Genomic DNA, 17,331 nt, shown 5'->3' on the forward strand with positions numbered 1-17,331 from the left:
CAGCGGCCCGCGATGCCGCAGCGGCCCGCGCCGCCGAAACCGCCACCGGGCCGATCGAACCCGCCGACCCAGCCGCCCCGCGGCGACCGGCCGCCCGCGCCCGGCCGAGCACCCGCGCGGCCCGCGCCCAACCCCGACGACCGCTATCACTGGGGCCACCGCGACGCCGGACCGAACCGCCCCGCGGGCGGACCCGGCCCGCAGCGCTACCCGACGCCGCCGCTGTCGAATCCGCAACAGCGTCAGCCGCTTCCGCGCAGCATGCCCGCCACCCGCGGCGGACCGCCCACCAGAGATCAGCCCGCGGCCGTCGAGAAACGGGACAACTCCAACGCGAAACTGGTCCGGGACTCCGGATCCATCGCCATCGCGACGCTGATGAGCCGGATCACCGGATTCGGCAAACAGCTCATGCTGCTCACCGTGCTCGGCCCGTCGATCGCCTCGGCCTTCGGCGTCGCCAACACCCTGCCCGCCATGATCTCCGAACTGTTGCTCGGCGCGGTGCTCACCGCGATCGTGGTGCCCACGCTGGTACGGGCCGAGAAGGAGGACCCGGACGGCGGCGCGGCCTTCGTCCGCAGGCTCTTCACCACCGCGTTCACCGTGCTCGGTGCCGGCATGCTGCTGGCGCTGCTGCTGACCCCCCTGTTCACGCCGCTGCTCGTCCCGCACGACGGCAAGGTCGACACCGGGCTCACGACCGCCTTCACCTACCTCGTGCTGCCCGCCATCCTGCTGTACGGCATGTCGGCGCTGCTGATGGCGATCCTCAACACCCACCAGGTGTTCCGGCCCGGCGCGTGGGCGCCGGTGCTGAACAACGTCGTGGTGCTCACGGTGCTGGTCCTGTACTGGCTCACCCCGGGCGAGATCACGCTGAATCCCACGAAGATGAGCGATCCGAAGCTGCTGCTGCTCGGCATCGGCGCCACCCTCGGTGTGGTCGTGCAGGTCGCCGTGCTGCTGCCGGCGATCCGGCGCGAGGGCATCGACCTGCGTCCACTGTGGGGGATGGACCCGCGGCTCAAGCGGTTCGCCGCCATGGGCGCCGCGATCATCCTGTACGTCCTGATCAGCCAGCTGGGCTGGATGGTCGCCACCCGGGTCCTCGCCCAGGTCGACGCGGCCGGTCCCGCCATCTACCAATTCGCCTGGCTGCTACTGCAATTGCCGTACGGCGTCATCGGCGTGACACTGCTGACCGCGATCATGCCGCGCCTCTCGCGCAACGCCGCGGCCGACGACACGCCCGCCGTGGTCGACGATCTCGGCACCGCCACCCGGCTCACCATGATCGCGCTGGTCCCCATCGTCACGTTCTTCACGCTGGCCGGACCGCAGATCGGCAGCGCGCTGCTGTCCTACGGCAAGTTCGGCGCCGGCGATGCCGAACGCCTCGGCGAGGCCGTGGCCTGGTCCGCGTTCACGCTGATTCCCTACGCGCTGGTCCTGATCCACCTGCGCGTGTTCTACGCCCGGGAGCAGGCGTGGACCCCGACCTGGATCATCCTCGGCATCGTCGCGGTGAAGGTCGTGCTCTCGGTCCTGTCCCCGCTCGTGGTGGACGACGAGCACGTGGTCATCGCACTCGGCGTGGCCAACGGCCTGGGCTTCGTCGCCGGCGCGATCATCGGCGGCTGGCTGCTGCACCGCAGTCTCGGCGATCTGCGCATGGCCAATGTCGGGCACACCATCACCCGGGTGGTGCTGGCCTCGGCGGCCGGCGGCGCGGTCATGCTGATCGCCGACAAGGTCATCGGCCTGCACCGGCTCTCGGACTCGTTCGGCGGCATCGGCTCGGTGGTCCGGGTCGCGCTGACCGCGATCATCATGTTCGGCGTGACCTTCGGGCTCATGCGCCTGGCGGGCATTCCGGAGATCGTGGCCATCACCGTGGCCGTGTCCCGCCGCCTCGGCATCACCCCGCCCGCACCGGATCTCGACCTCGACGGCACCCCGCTCGAGGATATCCACGAGACCTCGCTGATCCCGCGGCCCGATCTGCGCGCCGCGCCGTACTACTACCGCTTCGATCCGTACCTCGACGCGCAGACGATGGTGCTGCCGGTCATCCGTCCGGAGGCGGTTGAACCCACCGTCAAGCACGAGTTCCCGTACCCTGTTCGGCAGACGAGCGCAAGCGCCGGATCCGGCGTTCCGGCAGACTCGAACCGGAAGCCGGACAACGCCCGCACGACATGGGACGATGCTGTCCGTATGTCGCAGGACGGCGGTGCCCGTACGACATCGGATGCCGGTGGCCCGGTTCCGGCCCCGACATATCGTGCTTCGACACACCAGGGCGAAGGAGGAGCGAGGGTGAGCGACGACGCGGCGGGCGGTACCCCGGCCGCTGAATCTTCAGCGGGCGGCGGGCTCTCCACAGATGTCCCTCCGAACCCGGGCGACACGAGTGGAGCCCAGGGCGGCAAAGCCGGTTCCGCATCCAGAGGCAGCGAACGCGGCCCCCGGATCGAACCGGAAGAAGCGCCCGAACAGACCGGCGCGGGCCCCGAAACCGGTGTCTACGAAGCGGTTTCCCCACTCATGCCGCCCATGCGGGTCGAATCGACCGGCAAGCGGGTGCAGCGCGGTCCCAAGCTCATGCCCGGCGCCTCGGTGGCCGGTGGCCGCTATCGGCTGCTGGCCGGGCACGGCGGCGCGCGCGGACTGAAGTTCTGGCAGGCCCTGGACGTGAAGCTGGACCGCGAGGTCGCGCTCACCTTCGTCGACGCCGACCAGACCGCCTCGGAGAACTCCGGGCACGACGGTCCGCAGGCGATCCTGTCCCGCACCCTGCGCCTGGGCCGGATCAACTCGCCCGGCCTGGCCCGCGTCCTGGACGTGGTGCGCGGCTCCTCCGGCGGCATCGTGGTCGCGGAATGGACGCCCGGTCGCTCCCTCAAGGAGATGGCCGACACCGTGCCGTCGCCGATAGGAGCCGCCCGGGCCATCCGCGCCCTCGCCGCGGCGGCCGAAATGGCGCACCGCGGCGGCGGATCGCTGTCCATCGATCACCCGGACCGGGTGCGCATCAGCGCCACCGGTGACGCGGTGCTGGCCTTCCCCGGCACCCTGGGCGATTCCGACGCGCAGTCCGACGTGCGCGGGCTGGGCGCCATGCTCTACGCGCTCATCACCGCGCACTGGCCGATTCGCACCGGTGGCGTCACCGGCACCGCGGCCACCATGGGCGGACTGCCGCTGGCCGATTTCGGGCCGGACGGAACCCCGGTGGAGCCCAGGCAGATTCGGCCCGAGGTGCCCTTCGAGATCTCCGCCGTCGCGGTGCGCTCGCTGGAGTCCAACAAGGGCGTGCGCACCGCGGCCACGGTCCAGCACGTACTGGAACAGGCCTCGGTGGTGGATCAGAAGACCGATCTGATCCCGGTGCTGCGCCTGGGCCAGCGGCCGCCGTCCGCGCCGGACGAATCGCTGGCCGATCCCGAGCTGCTGGCGGCCGAGAAGGAACGCTCGCAGCGCATGATGTGGATCCTGGTCGGGCTCGGCGTGCTCGCCGCGCTGGTGGTCGGCGTGATCATCTGGTGGCTGCTCAGCGTGTTCGCGCCGGGCAGCTCGTCCGAGCCGCTCAACGAGCAGCGCAACATCGGCCTGACCACGTCCGCCGCGGCGCCGGCCGCCCCTGGCGCGCCGTCGTCCCCGGCCGAGGCGGCGGCGGGCGTGCCGGTGCCGGTCACCGGCGCGATGGTGTTCTCCCCGGAGGGCACCCCGGACAATCCGGGCGGCGTCGGCGCGGTGCTCGACAACAACGGCGCGACCCAGTGGCGCACCGACGCGTACTTCCAGCAGTTCCCGGCCCTGAAGAAGGGGCTGGGGGTGCTGGCGACGCTGGGCAGCCCGAGCAAGCTGACCAAGGTCATCATCGAATCGCCCTCGGCCGGAACGCAGGTCGAGATCCGGACCTCGCCCACCGCCTCGCCCACGCTCGATCAGACCCAGCTGATCGGGTCGGCGACGCTCGGCGACGGTCTCACCGAGATCCCGGTCAAGGCGGATCAGCCCGCGCGCTACGTCCTGATCTGGATCACCGCGCTGGGCAGCAACGGCGGCCAGCACCAGACCTCGATCTCCGAGGTTCGCTTCGAGGCTGCCCCGTAGGACGAGCTCGATCCGCGCCGCGCACCGCCTGTGCGCGCCGCGCGATCGGGCCGATCGGCACGAACTGTCCCATTCGCCCGGAATGGGGGTGCGAGCTGGGCTTTTACCGCGCGAACCACCGCTGCCGAATCGGCATCCTCGATACGATCTCGAGTACTCACCGGCAGGGGAGATCCCGTCCGCCCGGCTCGTCCGATCCGGCCGGCGGGAAGCCGACCTAGGTGGCACACGGCCGGCCGTGGAGGTCGTGGCCACCCCCTTGGGGGTTGCATTGTCTGCTGCGCACCACTACGGGCACGACGGGTCCGGGGCTCGCACCCCGTACACCGGCACGGCCGTCCGGGCCCGCCCCCGCGTGACCGAAGCCTCCGACCACGATCTGCTCAGCGCACACGCCACCGGCGAACGGCACGCCTTCGCCGAGCTGATGCGTCGGCACCGCGACCATCTCTGGCAGACCGCGCTACGCGCCTCCTACACGCGCGAGGACGCCGCGGATTCGCTACAGGACGCCCTGCTGTCCGCGCACCGCGGCGCGGCCGCCTTCCGCGGGGAGTCCGAAGTGCGCAGCTGGCTGCATCGCATAGTCGTCAACGCGTGCCTCGATCGGATACGTCGCAACAAGCTGCGGCACACGGTACCGTTGTCCGACGAGTCGCTAGCCGAACCCCTTTATGCCCGCGACGATTTCGCGAATCTGGAGACCGCGCTGGTCGTCGACGCCGCACTCTTCCTGCTGCCCGCCGATCAGCGCACCGCCCTGGTCGCCGTGGAGCTGGAGGGCTATTCGGTCGCGGACGCCGCCGCACTCCTCGGCGTTCCCCCCGGAACGATCAAGAGTCGCTGCGCGCGCGGCCGGCGGCGACTCGAAGCACACCTGAACTCGATCGACACCTGACTTTCCGCCGAATTCCCACACCCGGGTCCTTCTGGAGGGGCGATGAACGACAAGGCCGAGCACGTCGGCACGGGACATATCGGAACGGGGGCCGGGACCATACCCCGCCCGCCCTTCAGTACCGAGCTCCTGGCCGACCTGCACGCCGGGAACCTGCCCGAGCATCTGGCCGACCAACTCTGGCCCGCGGTCCACCGCGATCCGGACGCCGCACGCTATCTGCGCTCACTGGACGCGGTGAACACCCGCCTGCGCGATCTCGGGCGGGACGACTACCTGCTGCACCCCATGCCCGACGAGGTGACCGACCGCCTGGAACGCATGATCGACGACCTGTCCGCCGCGGTCCCGCCCCGGCCCGTCGCCACCGTGCACCGGCTCCCGATGCGGCACCGGCCCGCCGGTGCGGCCGAATCCGCACCGCCCACGACGCCCAGCACCGCGCCCATCCCGGTCCTGAACGGCTCGGGCATCTACGACACCGGCAGGCTGGACCCGCGCGAACTCGGCGACGCACCACCGGAACCCGAGACCGACGAGGACTTCGATCCGCAGGCCGGGCGCAGCACCGGGCGCCCGTCCCGCCGCTGGCGCTGGCTCACCACGGCCGCGGCCGCCACGGCGCTGCTGGCCGGCGGGGTGGTGGCCGTGGACGCGGTCCGCACCCGCGACACCGGCGGCACCGCCGTCCCGATCGCCGAAACCCGCCTGGCCGCCGACACGCCGCCGACGGTCATGCTCGGCGCCATGGGCAGGCACGAGCTCAGCGGCCCGCTCGCCGTCGGCACCGCCTTCCCCGACTGCCTGCGCGCCGCCGGGCTCGATCGCCCGGTCCTGGGCGCGCGCAGCGTGGTGTTCGGGGGCGAACAGGCGGTCCTGGTCCTGCTGGCCGGAACACCCGCCCCGCGGATCACCGCGGTCGTGCTGGCCGCGGACTGCGCGGCGGGCGCCGCACGGGTGCTGGCCACCACCGATATCGGCTGAGACTCGAACCGGGGACGCACCCAGCGTCATTCCTCTTTGGAATGTCCGGGGTGCGTCCCCGGCCCGTACCCCCCGAGCAACGGGAACAACAGCGTTTACGCTGTTGTTGACCGACACGCCTGACACCCGAAAAACTGCCTCGGAGGATCCTTTGAGTACCGCTGTTCGCGACCTGATCATCGTCGGTTCCGGACCGGCCGGATACACCGCGGCCGTCTACGCCGCCCGCGCGGAACTCCAGCCCCTGCTGTTCGAAGGCACCCAGTTCGGCGGCGCCCTGATGACCACCACCGAGGTCGAGAACTTCCCCGGCTTCCGCGACGGCATCATGGGCCCCGACCTCATGGAGGAGATGCGCGAGCAGGCCAAGCGGTTCGGCGCCGACATCCGCACCGAGGACGTGGACGAGCTCGACCTGTCCGGCCGCATCAAGAAGGTCACCGTCGGCGGCGAGGTATACGAGGCGTACGCGGTGATCCTGGCCATGGGCTCGGCCGCCCGCTACCTCGGCGTCCCCGGCGAACAGCAGCTGCTCGGCCGCGGCGTCAGCGCCTGCGCCACCTGCGACGGCTTCTTCTTCAAGGGCCAGGACATCGTCGTGGTCGGCGGCGGCGACTCCGCCATGGAAGAGGCGACCTTCCTCACCAAGTTCGCGGCCAGCGTGACCATCATCCACCGCCGCGAAGAGTTCCGGGCCTCGCGCATCATGCTCGAGCGCGCCAAGTCCAACGAGAAGATCCGCTTCCTGCTGAACTCCGAAGTCGCGCAGGTGCACGGTGATTCGGCCGTCACCAGCCTGACCATCCGCGACACCCGCACCGGAGAGACCTCCGAACTGGCCGCCACCGGCCTGTTCGTGGCCATCGGCCACGACCCGCGCAGCGAGCTCGTGGTCGGCCAGGTCGACCTGGACGGCGAAGGCTACGTACAGGTTCAGGGCCAGTCCACCTACACCTCGCTGCCCGGCGTCTTCGCCGCGGGCGACCTGGTCGACCACACCTACCGCCAGGCCATCACCGCCGCGGGCACCGGCTGCCGCTCGGCCATCGACGCCGAACGCTGGCTGGCCGAGCAGGGCGACATCACCAGCAACACTCTCGAGCACGCCGGTCAGCCGGTGGAAGTCACCAACTAAGGAGCGATCCATGTCCGACGCCAAGACCACCGCCACGAAGACCGTCACCGACGCCACCTTCGCCCAGGACGTGCTGGCCAGCGACAAGCCGGTACTGGTCGACTTCTGGGCGACCTGGTGCGGTCCGTGCAAGATGGTCGCCCCGGTGCTGGAGGAGATCGCCGCCGCGCACGCCGACGCCCTGACCATCGCCAAGGTGGACGCGGACGCGAATCCGGAGGCCGCCAAGGACTACGGGATTCTGTCGTTGCCTACCATGGTCCTGTTCCAAGGGGGCAAGGAAGTCAAGCGGATCGTCGGCGCGAAGGGCAAGGCCGCCCTGCTGCGTGAACTCGAAGGCGTCATCTGACACCCGAGTTCGGGCGCACTCTGTAGGATTTCGACGCCGCGGCGTCCGCGATGGACCGTGAGCTCCGGCTTGCGGTCCGGTTCGCGGGGGTCACGGTAGGATGCCTGCACTCGACAGTTGCCGAAATCTGGTCCGGGTCTGAGACAATCGACCGACGCTCCGGTCGTGCGTGGTGTAAACCTCTGCACGAGTGGGTACCCGGGTTGGCGGAAGGAAAGGGCTCTTACGCATGCACCGACTTCGTCACGGCGATACTGGACCAGCCGTAGCTGAGGTTCGGAGCACCCTCGCAAGCCTCGGGTTCCTGCACGCGCACCCCAACGGCGATCCCGGCGGCCGCAACGGTGAGTACTGGAAGGATTCCGACGCGACCTTCGACCACGATCTCGACTCGGCGGTCCGCGCGTTCCAGCAGCATCGCGGTCTGCTCGTGGACGGCGTGGTCGGACCGGCCACCTACCGGGCCCTGAAAGAGGCGTCCTACCGGCTCGGGGCCCGCACCCTGATCTATCAGCTGTCCGCCCCGCTGTACGGCGACGACGTCGCCACCCTGCAGCGCCGCCTGCAGGACCTCGGCTTCTACGTGGGCCGGGTGGACGGCTTCTTCGGCCCGCACACGCACGAGGGCCTCACCTCCTTCCAGCGCGAGATCGGCCTGGCCTCGGACGGCATCTGCGGTCCGGACACGCTGCGCTCGCTCGATCTGCTGGGCGCCCGGGTCACCGGCGGCAACCCGCATCGCATCGCCGAGGAAGAGGTCGTGCACCGGGCCGGGCCGCAGCTCACCGGCAAGCGCATCGTCATCGATCCGGGCCTGGGCGGGCCGGACAAGGGCTCGGCCGTCCCCACCGAATTCGGCGACGTCTACGAGTCGGAGATCCTGTGGGATCTGGCCAGCCGGCTCGAAGGCCGCATGGCCGCAACCGGAATGGAGACCTTCCTGTCCCGGCCGTGGGGCGCCAATCCCACGGACGCCGATCGCGCGGAAACCTCCAACACGTTCGACGCCGACCTCATGATCTCGCTGCGCTGCGCGGGCAACCCGAGCACCTCCGCGAGCGGCGTCGCCAGCTTCCACTTCGGCAACTCGCACGGTTCCACGTCGATGATCGGCCAGGTGCTGGCCGGCTTCATCCAGCGCGAGATAGTGGCGCGAACCTCGTTGCAGGACTGCCGAACCCACGCGCGCACCTGGGATCTGCTGCGGCTCACCAAGATGCCGACGGTTCAGGTCGACATCGGTTATCTGACAAACGATTACGACTCCTCGGTGCTGACGAACCCGCGCATGCGCGACGTCATCGCCGAAGCCATCCTGATCTCGGTGAAGCGGCTCTACCTGCTCGGGCAGGACGATCAGCCCACCGGCACCTACACCTTCGCCGAACTGCTCGCCGAGGAACTGGCCGCGGCCGACCGCATCTGAGCGCCCGGCTCACCGCCGCCGAGCGGCCCCCGGCTCACCGCCCACGACGAAACCCCGCCTCCGGATCACTCGGGAGAGCGGGGTTTCCTCGTGCGGGACAGTCTCTTACAGGGTGACGAGCCGATTCGGCATGGTCATCGCCGCGGCCGCGAGCAGCTGATCCAGCGCGCGCTCCACGTCTTCCTTCCACAGGTGATCGCTGTCCAGTTCCAAGCGCAGGCGCGGGAACCGGTGATGCGCCGCGACCACCTTGAAGCCGACCTCCTCCAGGAAATCGGCGTCGATCATGCACGTCTCCGGCGCACATCCGGCCGCGGCCGGGGGATTGGCCGCGCGCGACGGCGTCGGAGCTATGCGTTCGAGCAGGGTCATCGAACCGAAGCGATCCGACATCGCCGTGGCCGGCGGATCCCAGCGCAGGCCGAACGCCTCGATGGCCCGCACACCACGACGCACCAGATCGCCCACCACGGCCTGAATGAGCTGCTGGGCTACTCCGTTGTGCTGATAGGGCATTTCGGCCCGCAGCGTGGTCAGCAGGACCGCGTCCGGGCTCACGGGGGAGGTGGGGAACAATCCGGCGCGCGGCACCCGGTTCGGCGGGGCGTAGATCGCGCACCCGGCGGGCTTGTCGTCGACCAGTGCGACCTGCCCGCAGGAACCCCACTCCAGCAGCACGGAAGAGAGCCAGGCCTCCTTCTCGAAGACCGGGTCACTGAATTCCCGGGAGTCCGCGGCCACCGCCGGATCGATCTCCCAGAACACACACCGCCGGGCGTGTGCCGGAAGTTTGTCGAGTCCGCCGAGGGTTAGTGCGGTAACGCTGGTCGACACCGCTCTGCTCAGCCTCCAGCTGTCTGATTCATCCACACTCACGCCGCATCAATATCCGCTCGCCAGCAAGAATAAGCGATCAAAGCAACACGCCTCTCCGGGCCTCTGTTCAGGGGTGCTGAACGCCTGCGTCACAGTGACGTTTCCTCCCCGACCCGGTGGGTGGGGGCCCGAACCTCCGATTTTCCACACTTTCGGAGCCCGGGGACGGAGCCCCTGAGACCGCTCAGCTCTTCGCTTGCTCCATCAGGCTGACGATGCGTTCGAGGTCGTCCACGGAACCGAACTCGACAGTGATCTTGCCCTTGCGCTTTCCGAGAATCACGGTGACCCGAGTATCGAAGGATTCCGACAATCGCTCCGCTACATCCTGCAGGCCCGGCATCTGGATCGGCTTCCGCTTGACACTCGGGGGAGTGGCAGCGGAATCGGGTTCCCGATTGGCCAGGGTGACGGCCTCCTCGGTCGCCCGCACCGACATGCCCTCGGCGACGATGCGCGCGGCCAGCGCCTCCTGCGCCTCGGCTCCGCCCTCCAGCGCCAGCAGTGCGCGGGCGTGCCCGGCGGACAGCACGCCGGCCGCGACCCGGCGCTGGACCGGAATCGGAAGTTTCAGCAGGCGAATCATATTCGTCACGACCGGTCGGGAGCGGCCGATTCGCGAAGCCAGTTCATCATGGGTGACGCCGAATTCCTCGAGCAGCTGCTGATAGGCAGCCGCCTCTTCGAGCGGATTCAACTGCACCCGATGAATGTTCTCCAGCAACGCGTCCCGCAGCAGCGACTCGTCCGCGGTCTCGCGCACGATCGCCGGGATCGCGCCCAGCCCCGCTTCCTGGCCGGCCCGCCACCGCCGCTCGCCCATGATGAGCTGATACTTCGGCGTCGCCCCGAATTCGACCTGCCGCACCACGATGGGCTGCATGAGGCCGAACTCCTTGATGGAGTGCACCAGTTCGGCGAGCGCCTCGTCCTCGAAGACCTGACGCGGCTGCTTCGGATTCGGGACGATCTGCTCGGGCGGAATCTCCCGATAGGTCGCACCGGCGTCCGCACCCGCGAGACCCTCCGCGCTCTCGACCACGTCCACCGGATCCGGAACCCGGTGCAGGAAGGCCGAAGCCGGCTGCGGCCCGGTCGGATCCAGCCCGATGACCACGTTGGCGGCGGCACTACCCAGACCGCCCGGTGTCGCCGTGGGCCCGGTCGGGATCAGCGCGGCGAGACCGCGTCCCAGTCCACCTTTCTTCGCCTGACTCATCGGTCTACTGACCCCTTTCCTTCATCACCCACCGGATCGAACTCATCTACTACACACCAGCATCGGGCACGGCGGACGATGCGGCGGGCTGCGCCGCGCGGGAAGCCATTTCGCGACCCGCGTCGAGGTAGCTCATCGCGCCGCGCGAACCGGGATCGTAGTCGAGCACCGTCATGCCGTAGCCCGGCGCTTCGGAGACCTTCACACTGCGCGGGATGACCGAGCGCAGCACCGCGTCACCGAAGTGGCCGCGCACCTCCTCGGCCACCTGATCGGCGAGCTTGGTGCGGCCGTCGTACATGGTGAGAACGACCGTGGAGACGTGCAATTCGGGGTTCAGATGGGCCTGCACCAGACCGATGTTGCGGAGCAGCTGACCCACGCCTTCGAGCGCGTAGTACTCGCACTGGATCGGGATCAGCACCTCCTTCGCGGCGACCATGGCGTTCACCGTGAGCAGGCCGAGCGAGGGCGGGCAGTCGATCATGACGTAGTCGATGTCGTACCCGGCGAGGTTCGCCTCCTGGATGGCGGACTTCAGGCGGTTCTCGCGGGCGACCATGGAGACGAGTTCGATTTCGGCGCCGGCCAGATCGATGGTGGCCGGAATGCACAGCAGCCGTTCGCTGTGCGGGCTCTGCTGAATGGCGTCCTTCACCGAGCACTCGCCGATGAGTAGCTCGTAGCTCGACGGAATGCCGGAGTGGTGCGGGATGCCGAGCGCGGTGCTGGCGTTGCCCTGCGGATCGAGATCCACCACCAGCACGCGCATCCCCTGCATGGCGAGCGCGGCGGCCAGATTGACGGTCGTGGTGGTCTTGCCCACGCCGCCTTTCTGATTGGCGATGGTGATGACCCGCTGTTCCCGCGGCCGCGGCACGGTGTTCGCGCCGTTGGGGTGCAGCACCTGGCTGGCGCGGGACGCTTCCGCGGCGATGGGGGTTTCGGTGGGGGAGATGTTGCCGAAGGGCGTGCGGCTGAACTCTTCTGCATCGAAGGATCCGGTGTCGAGCATGCCGGGTACTCGGGACGTTGTTTCCCGTGAAACATTCGCCGGACCGTTGGACATACAGGCTCCTAACCCCGAGAACTCAAAGACACGTGGCCGAGCTGGCGCATTCCATCACTACCGCCGCACCTGGCTACCTCGACGACAGACCTACTACGAAGGCCAGCGGGCATGACGCGACGTTGCGTTGTCACCGAGAAGGTGCGAGGTGCGCGACGATCGATACCCATTCCGAAGCCGTTCCCAGCTGACGCCGCAGCCGATTTCGAGCCGCTGCCGGGCATCGCAGTCTGCGCTCACGCTCGACGAGGACTAGCTTGCCAGTACCGGACACAATACGGAAGTTGAACGGCAACTATGCGCACCCGACACGCACAACGCGCGCGAATCTCGAGTGCGCGCCGTGGTTTCCCGTGAAACATCGCGCTCCCGGAGCTCCGGCCGCATCGCTTGCCGACCGAAACGATGCGGGCGCGGAGGCCAGTGCCTCCGCGCCCGCATCGGGTGGATTGGATTGCCGCGCCGGATGAACCGCTACGGCCGCGCCGGATGAACCGCTACTTGGCGGACAGACTGCTCAGCAGTCCGGCGAGCGGGTTGCTGCCGGAGGAGCCGGTGCCCCCGCCCGGGGTGGTGGGCTTGTTCGTCACAGTGACGGTGACGGTCTTGCTGCTGATGATCTCCTGGGTCGCCTTCAGCTCGTGGCTGCCCGTGGTGCTCGGGGTCCAGGAAATGGTGGCGACGCCGTTGCTGACATTCGCCTTGCCGATCTCGGTGCCGTTGTCGCTGAAGGTCACCGGGAAGAGGAACGAGGTGGCGGTGACATCCGCGGTGATGGTGTACGCGGTGCCGACGTACAGGGTCGAGTCCGAAACGCTGATGCCCTGAACGAGCGCGTTCGCTTGGGGCGCCGCGACGAGCGCCGCGGTCGCCAGTGCGCCGAGCAGTCCAACGCCGAGTCCAGATCGCCGTGCAGTCTTCATGTGTGTGCTCCTGTGCTCCGAACCCCACTGCCATGTGGGTCATCGGGACAGTACCGACGCGCACGACGCCGCACAGCTATTTTGAAGGACCAATCTTTCAAAATAATCCGTCCCGCGGAAAACGGCGGGAAAAGACGATAGCGACGCCCACTCACCACGCAACGAACGCATCGGCCCCGGGCCGGATGACGACGCTCGCGCCACGTGACGATACGTGGGCGCGACTCCTACTTACCGGATCGACGACGCCGCTCGGCCCGGGGGAGGCGCTCGGCGCTGATCACCATCGTGGGCGTCTCCAGCACGCCGACCCCGAGTTCGATCACCTCCGCGCGACCCGCGCCCGCCTTGGTGAGCTCGTCCCGATCGCGTTCCAATTCCTCGACCGCGCTGATCCCCTTGAGCGCCAGCATCCGGCCGTGGTCGCGAACCAGCGGCATAGACCAGCCCGCGAGTTTGGCCAGCGGGGCGACCGCGCGCGAGGTGACCACATCGGCGCCGCCGGCTTCCTTCTTCACCCCGGGCTGTTCGGCGCGGCCGCGGACCACGGTCACGTCCAGTCCGGCCGACTCGATGAACTCGGCCAGAAAGACCGTGCGGCGCAACAGCGGTTCCACGAGGGTGATGCGCAGATCCGGTCGCGCGATGGCGAGCGGGATGCCGGGCAGGCCCGCGCCGCTGCCGATGTCGACGACCGTCGAGCCCTGGGGGATGAGTTCACCGATCACCGCGCAATTGAGAATGTGGCGATCCCACAGCCGGGGTACCTCACGCGGTCCGATCAGTCCCCGTTCGACGCCCGCGCCCGCGAGCGCGGCGTAGTACCGCCGGGCCAGATCCAGCCGGTCGCCGAAGACCACCGCCGCCGAGGCGGGCGGTTCGACGAGAGCCGAAGCGGTCACTTCGGTGTCAGGTTCCACGTGAAACATCCTTCTGTGGGGGAGCGGTCAACGGGCGCGGCGCGAGTGTTCGGAACACGCGGCGCTGAACATCATCTGCGGCTGCACAAAGCGTAGGGCCCCCGGTCGACTCGACGCGGGGGCCCTGGCTTCAACGGGTGCGTGTCACTCGGGCAGCACCACGACCCGCCGGTTGGGCTCGACGCCTTCACTCTCGCTGATCACGCCGTCCTGGGCGGCGACCGCGTCGTGCACGATCTTGCGCTCGAACGGGGTCATGGGAGAGAGCGCCTCGCGCTCGCCCGACGCCTGGACCCGCTTGGCGGCCTCGGTGCCGATCTCACTCAACTCCGAGCGGCGCTTTGCCCGCCAGCCCGCCACATCCAGCATCAGCCGGCTGCGCACACCGGTCGACTGCTGCACCGCGAGCCGGGTCAGTTCCTGTAGCGCGTCCAGCACCTCGCCGCGCCGGCCGACCAGCTTGGCCAGATCCTTGCCGCCGTCGATGCTCACGATGGCCCGGTCGCCTTCGACGTCGAGGTCGATATCACCGTCGAAGTCGAGGACGTCGAGCAACTGCTCCAGGTAGTCGCCCGCGATCTCACCCTCTTCGATGAGGGCTTCCTCGGCGTCCACCACGGGCTCCGCCGTGGCCTCCGATGCCGCCTCCGGTGCCGCCGTCGCAGCCGTCACAGTGGGGTCCCCTCCGTCGGTTTCAACAGTCATGGTTGGTTCCTTCATCTGGAGTTGTCGGCGCGATGCGCCTCAGTAGGCAAGAGCGACTCAGCGTCGGCGCTTCTGATTGGCGCGTCCCCGATTGCCGGACCGCTTCTTGTTCGCGGTCGACTTGGCCCCGTTCTGCGTGGCCTTGGGAGCGGCGCCGTTCTTGGCGGCGGTGTCGGAGCCTTCGGCGGTGACGGCGTCCGCGACATCCTGCTTCTTACGCACATCGACCGGCTTGGCGCCCGGCTTCGGCGCGTTCTGCGCGCGCCGCTCCAGTGCCTGCTCCTTCTTCTCCTGCTCTTCGCGCTCCATGCGGCCGAAGACCAGGTGCTGCTGCGCGTAGGTCCAGATGTTGTTCGCGACCCAGTAGATGAGGATGGCGATCGGCAGGAACGGGCCACCGACGAGCACGCCGAGCGGGAAAACCCACAGCGCGAGCTTGTTCATCATGGCGGCCTGCGGGTTGGCCGCGGCCTCCGCGCTCTGGCGTTCCACCGAGGCGCGCGCGTTGAAGTGCGTGGCCAGACCGGCGATCACCATGAGCGGCACCGACACCGCGATGATGGCGACCTTGCTCGGCACCCCGCCGTATTCGGCGAAGGACTGCAGCACGGCGGCGGGTTCGGTGATGAAGCCCGAGAGCGGGGCGCCGAAAAGCCGTGCGGTCAGGAAGGATTGGACGTCGCCCGCGCTGAAGATGTAGTTCGGCGTGTGGGCGTTGTCGTACGGCGACATGCCGAGCTGACCCCAGCCGGTGCCGGTGCGGTTGAACGAGCGCAGCACGTGGAACAGACCCAGGAAGACCGGCACCTGCAGCAGCACGGGCAGGCAGCCCATGAGCGGGTTGAAGCCGTGGTCCTTCTGCAGCTTCTGCATCTCGAGCGTCATCTGCTGACGATCGTTCTTGTACTTCTTCTGCAGTTCCTTGATCTGCGGCTGCAACTCCTGCATCTGCCGCGTGGTCCGGACCTGCTTCACGAAGGGCTTGTACAGCACCAGCCGGAGCGTGAAGACGAGGAACACCACGGCCAGCGCCCAGGCGAAACCACTGTCGTCGCCGAGGGCCCACCCGAAGACGCGATGCCAGAACCACAGAATGGCCGACACCGGGTAGTAGATGAAATCGAGCACGGCGTTATGTACTCCCGTCGTTCGTATCGCCGGTCACCGCGGACGGCGACCCTTCATTGGCTGATGCCGCGTGCCGGCGACGCGAACGTTCCGGTACGGGGTCCCACCCACCAGGGTGCCAGGGCGCACATTTGGCCAGTCGCACGGCCGCCAGTCCGAGTCCGACGAACAGTCCCCGGGTGCGCAGGGCGGTCACGGCGTACTCGCTACAGGTGGGCGTGAACCGGCACACCGGCATGCGGGTGGGGGAGATATAGGTCCGATACAGCTCGATGAGGAATATCAGAGCTTTGGCCGGGAAGCGGGCAGCGGCGCGCCCCAGGGCGCGAGCTCGGCTCAGCGCGCTCATGAGCGGGTGCCTGCGCCGGGATCGGCGCTCGCTTCACCCGTGCCGGCGAGTTTGCGCAGCCCGCCTCTGACTTGCCGTTCGAGATCGGCGGAGGAGGCATCGGCGGCGCCCGGCAGGGCGCGCAGCACGATGTCCATGGAGTCGGGCAGTTCGGCCGCGATACTCGCGCAGATATGACGCAGGCGGCGGGCCACCCGGTGGCGTACCACCGCCGGACCCACCGCCTTGCTGACGATCAAGCCGAAACGCGGACCGCCCACCCGTATGGATGGAACCGATCCGCTCGACTGATGGTCGTGTAGCAGTACGTGCACAACGAGATCCCGCCTCCCGATCCGCCGGCCCTGGCGTACCGTCCGGGAGAAGTCGGTACGCCGGTGCAGCCGATACGGCTCAGGCAACACCTGAGCCGCCGACGCAGTGCGGGCGGGGGAGCGACCCGGGATACGACGAGCCGGAGTTCCGGCTCCACGGCGAGCCGTGCATACGTCGCCGCATCTCGGGGTTGTCGAATCAGGCCGTGAGAGTCTTGCGGCCCTTGCCACGGCGCGCCGACACGATGGCGCGACCCGCACGGGTACGCATCCGGAGACGGAAGCCGTGGACGCGCGCCCGACGACGGTTGTTCGGCTGGAACGTCCGCTTGCCCTTGGCCACGGTCAACACTCCTCTAGGTGGTGGACGGCACGATGCCGCCCGAAGCTTTATCGGTAAATCAGTGTGCACGACGCTGGATCGATGAGATCCCTCGGTGCATACCCCTTTGTTTCGGCACGGGCAGCAGACAGCCGCCACCGCACCATAGGGTGACTGTAGAAGGGTACTGATCTGCTGGACGAGGGTCAAACTCGGGGTAAAGCACGGGATCTCGAGCCCCGCGCGGCCGTTGCCGGCCCCGGCCCGAGGCCCGCCACGCCCATCGTCCGGGGTTCGCCACGCGGCTCATCCTGCGGGTTGGTGCGCACGCGCTGTGTTCATGTACGGTCCTTATCTGCGTCAGAGACCGCGGGTTAAGTTGCCAGCCATTAGCTGAAGAACCGCAGGTCCGCGCCGAAATATGGCAATCCACCGGGATGCGACACGCATCCCCAGGTTGTCCACATCTGTGGATAATTGTGTGGAAAGACCCCTGAAGTGGCATATTCGTGGAGCCGACGGTGCCCGCCGACGCTTGGTTTGGGGAAACCGAGCAGTGCCTGCCCGTTTGCTCCAATCGACCTTGCTCCGG

The 17,331-nt window shown here is 68.6% G+C and carries 16 protein-coding genes; 6 read left to right on the forward strand and 10 right to left on the reverse strand.

Going from position 1 to position 17,331, the window contains the following annotated elements; genetic code table 11:
* Window positions 1-261: 261 nt before the first annotated feature.
* From murJ to ACFVBH_RS32810, 6 genes are all read left to right on the forward strand, one after another.
* Window positions 262-4,122 (forward strand): murein biosynthesis integral membrane protein MurJ, encoded by a 3,861-nt coding sequence (murJ, locus tag ACFVBH_RS32785; protein ID WP_379007863.1) that lies wholly within the window; start codon window positions 262-264, stop codon window positions 4,120-4,122.
* A gap of 355 nt (window positions 4,123-4,477) precedes the next feature.
* On the forward strand, window positions 4,478-5,020 hold the full coding sequence (gene sigM, locus ACFVBH_RS32790; RefSeq protein WP_354988364.1) for an RNA polymerase sigma factor SigM: 543 nt from the start codon (window positions 4,478-4,480) through the stop codon (window positions 5,018-5,020).
* A 42-nt stretch (window positions 5,021-5,062) separates the two neighbouring features.
* Window positions 5,063-6,004, forward strand: coding sequence for a hypothetical protein (locus ACFVBH_RS32795; RefSeq protein WP_354988342.1), 942 nt, complete (start codon window positions 5,063-5,065; stop codon window positions 6,002-6,004).
* A gap of 151 nt (window positions 6,005-6,155) precedes the next feature.
* On the forward strand, window positions 6,156-7,139 hold the full coding sequence (gene trxB / locus ACFVBH_RS32800) for a thioredoxin-disulfide reductase (RefSeq protein ID WP_379007648.1): 984 nt from the start codon (window positions 6,156-6,158) through the stop codon (window positions 7,137-7,139).
* A gap of 10 nt (window positions 7,140-7,149) precedes the next feature.
* On the forward strand, window positions 7,150-7,488 hold the full coding sequence (gene trxA, locus ACFVBH_RS32805; protein ID WP_354988344.1) for a thioredoxin: 339 nt from the start codon (window positions 7,150-7,152) through the stop codon (window positions 7,486-7,488).
* A 229-nt stretch (window positions 7,489-7,717) separates the two neighbouring features.
* Complete coding sequence (locus ACFVBH_RS32810) at window positions 7,718-8,914, forward strand: N-acetylmuramoyl-L-alanine amidase (protein WP_354988345.1); 1,197 nt, start codon at window positions 7,718-7,720, stop codon at window positions 8,912-8,914.
* 105 nt (window positions 8,915-9,019) lie between these two features.
* Here the strand turns inward: ACFVBH_RS32810 and ACFVBH_RS32815 are convergent, their stop codons facing one another.
* The 10 genes from ACFVBH_RS32815 to rpmH form a co-directional block, all read right to left on the reverse strand.
* Entirely contained in the window at window positions 9,020-9,748 is a 729-nt protein-coding gene (locus ACFVBH_RS32815; protein WP_354988346.1) for a GNAT family N-acetyltransferase, read from the reverse strand.
* Window positions 9,749-9,974: 226 nt separating this feature from the next.
* Entirely contained in the window at window positions 9,975-11,009 is a 1,035-nt protein-coding gene (locus ACFVBH_RS32820; protein WP_379007652.1) for a ParB/RepB/Spo0J family partition protein, read from the reverse strand.
* A gap of 49 nt (window positions 11,010-11,058) precedes the next feature.
* Window positions 11,059-12,024, reverse strand: a complete 966-nt coding sequence (locus ACFVBH_RS32825; protein ID WP_379007866.1) for a ParA family protein — start codon at window positions 12,022-12,024, stop codon at window positions 11,059-11,061.
* 551 nt (window positions 12,025-12,575) lie between these two features.
* Window positions 12,576-13,001: a hypothetical protein gene (locus ACFVBH_RS32830; protein WP_354988349.1), complete on the reverse strand. Its 426-nt coding sequence runs from the start codon at window positions 12,999-13,001 to the stop codon at window positions 12,576-12,578.
* A gap of 227 nt (window positions 13,002-13,228) precedes the next feature.
* Window positions 13,229-13,930 carry a 16S rRNA (guanine(527)-N(7))-methyltransferase RsmG gene (gene rsmG, locus ACFVBH_RS32835; RefSeq protein ID WP_354988350.1) on the reverse strand — a complete coding sequence of 234 codons (702 nt, stop codon included), beginning with the start codon at window positions 13,928-13,930 and terminating at the stop codon, window positions 13,229-13,231.
* Between the two features lie 135 nt (window positions 13,931-14,065).
* Window positions 14,066-14,626, reverse strand: a complete 561-nt coding sequence (locus ACFVBH_RS32840; protein WP_354988351.1) for a protein jag — start codon at window positions 14,624-14,626, stop codon at window positions 14,066-14,068.
* A 57-nt stretch (window positions 14,627-14,683) separates the two neighbouring features.
* Entirely contained in the window at window positions 14,684-15,754 is a 1,071-nt protein-coding gene (gene yidC / locus ACFVBH_RS32845; protein WP_354988352.1) for a membrane protein insertase YidC, read from the reverse strand.
* Window positions 15,755-15,758: 4 nt separating this feature from the next.
* A complete protein-coding gene (yidD, locus tag ACFVBH_RS32850; protein WP_354988353.1) occupies window positions 15,759-16,103 on the reverse strand; it encodes a membrane protein insertion efficiency factor YidD in 345 nt (114 codons plus the stop codon).
* On the reverse strand, window positions 16,100-16,507 hold the full coding sequence (gene rnpA, locus ACFVBH_RS32855) for a ribonuclease P protein component (RefSeq protein ID WP_354988354.1): 408 nt from the start codon (window positions 16,505-16,507) through the stop codon (window positions 16,100-16,102). Before rnpA ends, yidD begins: the two co-directional genes overlap by 4 nt.
* Before the next feature lie 109 nt (window positions 16,508-16,616).
* A complete protein-coding gene (gene rpmH, locus ACFVBH_RS32860; RefSeq protein WP_209885332.1) occupies window positions 16,617-16,760 on the reverse strand; it encodes a 50S ribosomal protein L34 in 144 nt (47 codons plus the stop codon).
* Window positions 16,761-17,331: the final 571 nt, after the last annotated feature.

The sequence above is a fragment of the Nocardia sp. NPDC057668 genome (genome assembly GCF_042799795.1).
Taxonomy (GTDB): domain Bacteria; phylum Actinomycetota; class Actinomycetes; order Mycobacteriales; family Mycobacteriaceae; genus Nocardia.

Excerpts from the sequence above, each read along its gene's own strand:
- ACFVBH_RS32825 (WP_379007866.1), bottom strand. The coding sequence starts at position 12,024 with ATGCTCGACACCGGATCCTTCGATGCAGAAGAGTTCAGCCGCACGCCC.
- murJ (WP_379007863.1), top strand. The coding sequence starts at position 262 with ATGCCCGCCACCCGCGGCGGACCGCCCACCAGAGATCAGCCCGCGGCC.
- ACFVBH_RS32795 (WP_354988342.1), top strand. The coding sequence starts at position 5,063 with ATGAACGACAAGGCCGAGCACGTCGGCACGGGACATATCGGAACGGGG.
- ACFVBH_RS32830 (WP_354988349.1), bottom strand. The coding sequence starts at position 13,001 with ATGAAGACTGCACGGCGATCTGGACTCGGCGTTGGACTGCTCGGCGCA.
- ACFVBH_RS32810 (WP_354988345.1), top strand. The coding sequence starts at position 7,718 with ATGCACCGACTTCGTCACGGCGATACTGGACCAGCCGTAGCTGAGGTT.
- rsmG (WP_354988350.1), bottom strand. The coding sequence starts at position 13,930 with ATGTTTCACGTGGAACCTGACACCGAAGTGACCGCTTCGGCTCTCGTC.
- ACFVBH_RS32840 (WP_354988351.1), bottom strand. The coding sequence starts at position 14,626 with ATGACTGTTGAAACCGACGGAGGGGACCCCACTGTGACGGCTGCGACG.
- yidD (WP_354988353.1), bottom strand. The coding sequence starts at position 16,103 with ATGAGCGCGCTGAGCCGAGCTCGCGCCCTGGGGCGCGCCGCTGCCCGC.
- ACFVBH_RS32820 (WP_379007652.1), bottom strand. The coding sequence starts at position 11,009 with ATGAGTCAGGCGAAGAAAGGTGGACTGGGACGCGGTCTCGCCGCGCTG.
- trxA (WP_354988344.1), top strand. The coding sequence starts at position 7,150 with ATGTCCGACGCCAAGACCACCGCCACGAAGACCGTCACCGACGCCACC.